Origin of the sequence: Marinobacterium arenosum, assembly GCF_019795155.1 — a bacterium.
Classification (GTDB): domain Bacteria; phylum Pseudomonadota; class Gammaproteobacteria; order Pseudomonadales; family Balneatricaceae; genus Marinobacterium_C; species Marinobacterium_C arenosum.
Map to the genome: position 1 here is coordinate 1 of NZ_JAILYN010000090.1, position 7,369 is coordinate 7,369.

Below are 7,369 nucleotides of genomic sequence, written 5' to 3' on the forward strand. Positions count from 1 at the left end.
GGATTTGCCAAGATCGATAGCCAGTGTCTTAACTTGCATGAGATGGACCCCTCTCTTTCGGTTTGGGTGACCTTCTCAGCGTAGGCGCGCTGAGAGGGAGGGTGGGTCCATCCCATTTCCTACCGGGTTCCGCACTTCGTAGCAGCCCGCTCCGAGGGCGACAGGCCGCGAACTTCGAAACAACTACCGAGGGTCGCGGCTGAAGCTCCTCCTACCGGATTCTGCACTTCGTAGCAGCCCGCTACGAGGGCGACAGGCCGCGAACTTCGAAACAACTACCGAGGGTCGCGGCTGAAGCCCCTCCTACCGGGTTCCGCACTTCGTAGCAGCCCGCTACGAGGGCGACAGGCCGCGAACTTCGAAACAACTACCGAGGGTCGCGGCTGAAGCCCCTCCTACCGGGTTCCGCACTTCGTAGCAGCCCGCTCCGAGGGCGCCACTAGTGCTCCTTGCCAAGACCGTCGCGTCGGTACCCAAGGGGCATTGCTGCGACACGGGCTTGCTTAGCTTAATGCCTACCAGCCAAGCCGCTGCCGAACATTGCGCCGATTGCCGCCGATAGCGCCTCGCTGCGCTGCGGGTTACGGAATACGCTCAGCGCCCGGCTGCGCAGCGCCGGGTTGAACATCAGGTCGGCCAGGATACGCGAGAAGCCGGCCTGGCCCGCCTTGCCGGCCGCCAGCCGTTCCAGGAATTCCAGCATCAGTTCATCGTCGTCCAGCAACAGATTGCAGCGGGTGGCGATCGCCGCGATCACTTCAGCTTCCAGCGCGTAATCGGTGGCCAGCACCTTGTGCAGCAACCGTTTAACGGCCTCTTGGTCGCGGCCGTTGGAGATCGCCCGCACTTGGGCGGCGATATGGTTGCTGCTGGTCGCTTCGGTCGCCAGCGATGTTTCGAAACGGGCTTGCAGCGCTTCGAACAGTCGGTGATCCGGTACCACATGTTCCAGCGCGGTGCAGAGTGCTTCGTAAGGCTCGTTCGGCAGCTTGCTGAGCGAACCCGCCAGGATCGTTGCGTTGTCGGCCTGCTGTTGGCGGATCACCAGGTCGGCGATCCCCTGGTAACCCAGTGCCGGCCAGCTGTCGAAGCCGCTGCGACCGGCAAAGTACTGCTGGGCGAACTCGTAATAGCGTGAGGCCGGCTGGCCCATTGCCAGGCTGGCGCAGGCGTGGAAGATCGCCATCTTCTCCTCGTCCGGCTTGAACGAAAACGGGTTGTCTTTCAGCGCGTCCTGTACCTGGCTGTCGGCGGTTCCCGCCAGCAGCAGGTTGTGGGCATTGGTCAGCAGCCGGTTCAGCAGGTCATCGCGGGCGGCGGCCACCAGGTAGCCCTGTTCATCCAACGGCAGCTTCAGGAACCAGACCACGTTCTGCTCCTTCTGCTTCGGATTCCACATCAGCAGGGCGATCCAGGCATGGTGCAGGTACGGGGTGGGATAGGGGATCTGCGCCAACTCCACTTTCAGGAGCTCGTCGGGTGACAGTTTGCCGACCCGGCGGCCCATATCGAAGATTCTCAGTTGCGTGCCGCTGCTGCGAAGTAGGTCAACGAGAGAGTGAGGTTGGGACATGATGGCTCCTTAACGACGGTAGGCGGGCATTGTACCAATCGCAAGGTGTCGGCTGTAGGTGTCTAGTTAGGAACCTGCGAACAGGTTGCCAAGTTTTGACCCAGCGCTTTGCAACCGCACTGAAAACTGTTTAACGTACACTTCATATGGACATTAAACCTTTCTAATTAAGGAGTTATAGGGAGTTTGACTAGCTCTTTCCTGGCCCTCGGGCGGTCAATGATCGGTAGTCTGCGGGATCTGGCGCCGATCATCCTGGTAATCGGTTTTTTTCAGCTGGTGGTACTGCAGCAACCGCTGCCCGACTTTATCGGTCTGGTGGTCGGTCTGTTCTGCGTGGTGCTGGGGCTGACCTTCTTCATTTTCGGTCTCGAGATGGGGTTGTTCCCGATCGGCGAATCAATGGCGCATGCCTTTGCCCGTAAGGGCAGTCTGTTCTGGTTGCTGGCATTTGCTTTCGCGCTCGGCTTCGGTACCACGGTAGCGGAACCGGCGCTGATCGCGGTGGCCGACGAGGCGGCCCAGGTGGCGGCGCTCGGCGGCATGATCGAGGACAGTGAGCCGTCCCGCCACGGTTATGCCAGCGGACTGCGCTATACGGTGGCGTTCTCGGTGGGGCTGGCGATCGTGCTGGGGGTTTTCCGTATCCTAAAGGGCTGGCCGATTCAGTACCTGATCATTGCCGGTTATATCCTGGTGGTGATCATGACCGCGTTCGCGCCACGGGAGATTATCGGTATCGCCTACGATTCCGGCGGGGTGACCACCTCGACCATCACGGTACCGCTGGTAACCGCGCTCGGTGTCGGCCTGGCGTCGTCCATCGAGGGGCGTAACCCGATGATCGACGGCTTCGGCCTGATCGCTTTCGCGTCGCTGACCCCGATGATCTTCGTGATGGCTTACGGGATGGTGATCTGATGAGCTATTTCGTACAACTGCTCGAAATCTGCCTGTCGACCGTCAAGGATGTGATACCGATCGCGTTGATAATCTTCGGCTTCCAGATCTTCGTGATTCGCCGGCCGATTGCCAATCTGAAACGGGTGCTGATCGGCTTCGGTTACGTGGTGCTGGGGCTGGCATTGTTCCTGCTCGGCTTGGAGAAGGCGCTGTTCCCGATCGGCCGGCTGATGGCTGAGCAGCTGACCAACCCGGAATTCATTCGTGCCTGGAACGATGGCCCGACCGATACCTTGCGCTGGCAGGATTACTACTGGGTCTACATCTTTGCCTTTGCGATCGGTGCCAGCACCACCATCGCCGAACCTTCGCTGATCGCGGTGGCGATCAAGGCCAATGAGGTGTCCGGCGGCAGTATCGGCGTCTGGGGGTTGCGCATTGCGGTAGCGCTTGGGGTGGCCGTGGGGATCGCGTTGGGTACCTGGCGGATCGTCACCGGTTATCCGATCCATCTGTTCATTATCACCGGCTATATCCTGGTGGTATTGCAGACCATCAAGGCGCCAAAAATGATCGTGCCGCTGGCCTATGACTCGGGCGGGGTGACCACCTCGACAGTGACCGTACCGCTGGTGGCCGCGCTGGGCTTGGGGTTGGCGGAAACCGTGCCGGGGCGCAGTGCGCTGATCGACGGCTTCGGCCTGATCGCCTTCGCCAGCCTGTTCCCGATGATCACGGTAATGGGCTATGCGCAGCTCAGCGAATGGCTGGATAAACGTAGCAAGTCCAGGCAGCGGCTGACAGTACAGTCGTGACAGCTATGGAATCGTCGAGCACGCCTGCCGGGCGGTGGCTTTGGCCGGTTCCCTATATAGAGTGGAGACTCTGAGATGCATTTCAAACTCCTGCTGGTGTTTGTCGAAGACGAGAAAACCGACAAGGTGATGAAGGCGGCCCGTGAAGCGGGTGCGACTGGCGCCACCGTGATCAGTAATGCCCGTGGTGAGGGGGTGACCAAGACCCGCACTTTCTTTGGCCTGAACCTGGAATCGCAGCGCGATGTGCTGCTGTTTATCGTTGAGGAGCACCTCAGTCGCAAGATTCTGGAGCGGATCGCCGAGGTGGCCGGTTTCGATGAGGCGCCGGGGCGCGGGATCGCGGTGCAGGTGGATGTGGAGGATGCGGTCGGCGTGGCCCATCAGATCGAAAAACTGACTGCTGTGGTAGAGGAAGAGATATGAGCGAGAGTCGTCTGGTACGCGTCCGGGATGTGATGACGCAGGACTTCGCCATGGTGGACGGGTTGGTCACCATCAAGGAAGCGTTGGAGACCTACAAGCGGCGTGATGCCTCCGTGCTGATCGTCAACAAGCGCCACGGCGATGACGAGTTCGGCATCCTGCTGCTGTCCGATATCGCCAAGCAGGTACTGGCGCGTGATCGCGCCGCCGACCGGGTCAATGTCTACGAAGTGATGGCCAAGCCGGTGATCGGGGTCGATCCGAATATGGATGTGCGCTACTGCGCGCGGCTGTTCGAGAACTTCGGCCTGGGCCAGGCGCCGGTGATCGAGAACGGTCAGGTGCTGGGGGTGGTCAGTTATCAGGAGATCGTGCTGCAGGGGCTGGAGTGATTGCCAGCCCCTGGCGGTCGATAAAGGGGATCAGTTGTCGTCGTAGTGATGGGCGATTGCCATCTCCCAGCCGCCCAGGTCCTTCCAGCGATTGACGATCAGACAGAACAACTCGGCGGTTTTTTCGGTATCGTACAGTGCGGAGTGGGCCTTCTTGCCGTCGAAGTCGATGCCGGCCACGTCGCAGGCCCGCGCCAGTACGGTCTGGCCGAACGCCAGGCCTGCCAGGGTGGCGGTGTCGAAGCTGGAGAACGGGTGGAACGGGTTGCGCTTGATGTCGCAGCGTTCGCTGGCCTCGTTGATGAAGCCCTGGTCAAACGAGGCGTTGTGGCCGACCAGTACGGCCCGCTTGCAGCCATTGGCTTTTACGCTCTTGCGGATCGGTCGGAAGATCTGCTCCAGTGCCTCCTTCTCGCTGAGCGCATTGCGGGCCGGGTCGTGCGGGTCTATACCGGTGAACTCCAACGCCGCGGCTTCCAGGTTGGCGCCCTCGAAGGGTTCGACGTTGACCGCGTAGGACTGGTCCGGCAGCAGGTAGCCGTTCTCGTCCATCGTCAGGGTAACTGCGGCAACCTCCAGCAGCGCATCGGTGCGGGCATTGAAGCCGGCGGTTTCAACATCAACGACCACCGGCAGAAAGCCGCGAAAGCGTCCGGCCATGCTGTGCAGAAGATTGTCGTGCGACATATTCAACGAAGATCCTTATGAGTCTGGGCAAAATTCAAACCACACATTCTACCAGTCCGGGGCGGCGGATGGGAGCCGGCCTGGTTGCGGTGTTGTTGCGGTAGTGTTGTGGCATTAAAGATCTTGCGACTTCCGCCGATACTGGGATCATAGGGCCAACTTCTGAGACTGAACTTGCCGTGCTGAAACCTCTGCTTGCCGCCTGCCTGCTATTGACTGCTGCCACCGCCTCGGCGGTGACTTTCCGCGCCGGTATCGAAACCTCCCGCTGGGACCTGGAATCCTCCAAGTTCATGTGCCGGCTCAGCCAGCAGATCCCGACGTTCGGTATAGGTACCTTCGAGCATGAGGCGGGCGAACGGGTGCGCTTTGTGCTGCAGCCGACCGATCAGGCCCACTTCAACAAGGGGGCTGAGCTGATCGCCGAGGCCGCGCCCTGGCAGCCCGGTATTACCCCCCGTCAGTTGGGCGTGGTCGAGCGCGATCACGACGGTCGGCTGCAGGTGGCCAACCCCCAGGCGGAGTTGATGCTGGCGTCGCTGCACAAGGGGATGTATCCGACGTTTTTCACCGACGGCTGGTATGGCACTGAGGAGCCGCTGCGGGTTGGTTTGTCGGCGGTCAATTTCCAGTCGGTCTACGCCGATTACGTGAACTGTGTCGCCGGTCTGCTGCCGGTCAACTACCACCAGGTGGCGCGTACCGCGATCCTGTTCCCGTCCGCCCAGTGGCGGTTGTCCGATGCCTCCAAGGAGCGGCTCGACAAGATCGCCCTCTACGTCAAGAGCGACAACAGCGTGCACTCCGTTTACGTGGATGGCCACTCCGACGGGCAGGGGCGGCGACTGTTCAACCGTGACCTGTCCAAGCGCCGCGCCGAGGCGGTGACCGAGTATCTGAAGTCCAAAGGTCTGGATGAAGCGATGCTGATCACCCGCTTTCATGGCGAACGCTACCCGGTTAAGCAGAACAACAGCAAATCCAACCGGGCCCGCAACCGCCGGGTGACCATCCGGCTGGAACGCGAATAGCGCTTGCCGGGCCGGTGAGTAGGTGAAGCGGCAGCTATCTGAACTGCCCGCCAGCTGCTATAATCTCGCGCCTATAATTGAAAATGATTTTCTCACCGGTCGCTGTTCGGCGGCCGGTCAGCGTTTTGTGGAGCAAAAGCATGTCCGATATCAAAAAGGTCGTACTGGCTTACTCCGGCGGCCTCGATACCTCCGTTATCGTACGTTGGCTGCAGGATGAGTATAACGTTGAAGTGGTTACCTTCACGGCTGATCTGGGCCAGGGCGAAGAGGTCGAACCGGCGCGTGCCAAGGCTGAAGCCCTGGGCGTAAAAGAGATCTACATCGAAGATCTGCGCGAAGAGTTCGTTCGTGATTACGTGTTCCCGATGTTCCGCGCTAACACCATCTACGAAGGCGAGTACCTGCTGGGTACCTCCATCGCCCGTCCGCTGATCGCCAAGCGACTGATCGAGATCGCCAACGAGACCGGCGCTGACGCGATCTCCCATGGCGCAACCGGTAAAGGTAACGACCAGGTTCGCTTCGAGCTGGGCGCCTACGCGCTGAAGCCGGGCGTCCAGGTGATCGCACCGTGGCGCGAGTGGGATCTGAACTCCCGCGAAAAACTGATGCAGTACTGCGAAGACCACAATATCGAGGTGGATTTCGCCAAGAACAAGAAGAAGTCGCCGTACTCCATGGATGCCAACCTGCTGCACATCTCCTACGAGGGTGGCATGCTGGAAGACCCGTGGGCGGAAGCGGAAGAGGATATGTGGCGTTGGTCCGTTGCGCCGGAGCAGGCGCCGGATGCGCCGACCTACCTGGAACTGACCTACGAGAAGGGCGATATCGTCGCCATCAACGGCGAACAGATGAGCCCGGCTACCGTGCTGGAGTACCTGAACAAGGTGGGCGGCGCCAACGGTGTCGGTCGCCTGGATATCGTCGAGAACCGCTTCGTCGGCATGAAGTCCCGTGGCTGCTACGAGACGCCGGGAGGCACCATCATGCTGAAGGCGCACCGGGCGATCGAGTCGATCACCCTGGACCGCGAAGCAGCGCACCTGAAAGACGAGTTGATGCCGCGCTACGCCGAAGTCATCTACAACGGCTTCTGGTGGTCCGAAGAGCGCAAGATGATGCAGCAGATGATCGACTACTCGCAGCGCAACGTGAACGGTGATGTCCGCGTCAAGCTGTACAAGGGTTCCGTCGATGTAGTTGGCCGTCGTTCCGCCGACAGCCTGTTCGACGAAAGCATCGCGACTTTCGAAGACGATGCCGGCTCCTACGATCAGAAGGATGCGGCGGGCTTCATCAAGCTGAACGCGCTGCGCATGCGCATCGCTGCCAGCAAGGGCCGCAACCTGCTGGACGATTGAGCTGAAACGCGCGTTTGACTGCAAAACCCCGCTCCTTTGAGCGGGGTTTTTGTATGTGTGCGCCAGGCATGGCGCGTAGCGCCTTGACTGGCGCTGTTCCGGTACGCGTGGTGGCGGCCGGATGACTTGGTGGTGAAAGTCCACTGTCGGCCCGGCAAGGGGAACGATTAGCCGA

At 60.6% G+C, this 7,369-nt stretch carries 8 protein-coding genes; 6 read left to right on the top strand and 2 right to left on the bottom strand.

Going from position 1 to position 7,369, the window contains the following annotated elements:
* Positions 1-508: 508 nt before the first annotated feature.
* Positions 509-1,573, bottom strand: a complete 1,065-nt coding sequence (locus tag K6T12_RS21025) for a DUF3549 family protein (RefSeq protein ID WP_222224936.1) — start codon at positions 1,571-1,573, stop codon at positions 509-511.
* A gap of 219 nt (positions 1,574-1,792) precedes the next feature.
* Here K6T12_RS21025 and K6T12_RS21030 point away from each other — a divergent pair, with 219 nt between their 5' ends.
* From K6T12_RS21030 to K6T12_RS21045, 4 genes are all read left to right on the top strand, one after another.
* Positions 1,793-2,494, top strand: coding sequence for a DUF1538 domain-containing protein (locus K6T12_RS21030; protein WP_222224937.1), 702 nt, complete (start codon positions 1,793-1,795; stop codon positions 2,492-2,494).
* Positions 2,494-3,291 (top strand): DUF1538 domain-containing protein, encoded by a 798-nt coding sequence (locus K6T12_RS21035; RefSeq protein ID WP_222224938.1) that lies wholly within the window; start codon positions 2,494-2,496, stop codon positions 3,289-3,291. Before K6T12_RS21030 ends, K6T12_RS21035 begins: the two co-directional genes overlap by 1 nt.
* 75 nt (positions 3,292-3,366) lie before the next feature.
* Complete coding sequence (locus tag K6T12_RS21040; RefSeq protein ID WP_222224939.1) at positions 3,367-3,717, top strand: P-II family nitrogen regulator; 351 nt, start codon at positions 3,367-3,369, stop codon at positions 3,715-3,717.
* Positions 3,714-4,109, top strand: a complete 396-nt coding sequence (locus tag K6T12_RS21045) for a CBS domain-containing protein (RefSeq protein ID WP_222224940.1) — start codon at positions 3,714-3,716, stop codon at positions 4,107-4,109. Before K6T12_RS21040 ends, K6T12_RS21045 begins: the two co-directional genes overlap by 4 nt.
* Positions 4,110-4,139: 30 nt before the next feature.
* On the opposite strand, the gene rnt is transcribed toward K6T12_RS21045, so the two are convergent.
* Entirely contained in the window at positions 4,140-4,796 is a 657-nt protein-coding gene (gene rnt / locus K6T12_RS21050; RefSeq protein WP_255611972.1) for a ribonuclease T, read from the bottom strand.
* A 179-nt stretch (positions 4,797-4,975) separates the two neighbouring features.
* Here rnt and K6T12_RS21055 point away from each other — a divergent pair, with 179 nt between their 5' ends.
* Positions 4,976-5,827 (top strand): flagellar protein MotY, encoded by an 852-nt coding sequence (locus K6T12_RS21055; RefSeq protein WP_315853642.1) that lies wholly within the window; start codon positions 4,976-4,978, stop codon positions 5,825-5,827.
* A gap of 140 nt (positions 5,828-5,967) precedes the next feature.
* Positions 5,968-7,194 (top strand): argininosuccinate synthase, encoded by a 1,227-nt coding sequence (locus K6T12_RS21060; protein ID WP_222224941.1) that lies wholly within the window; start codon positions 5,968-5,970, stop codon positions 7,192-7,194.
* Positions 7,195-7,369: the final 175 nt, after the last annotated feature.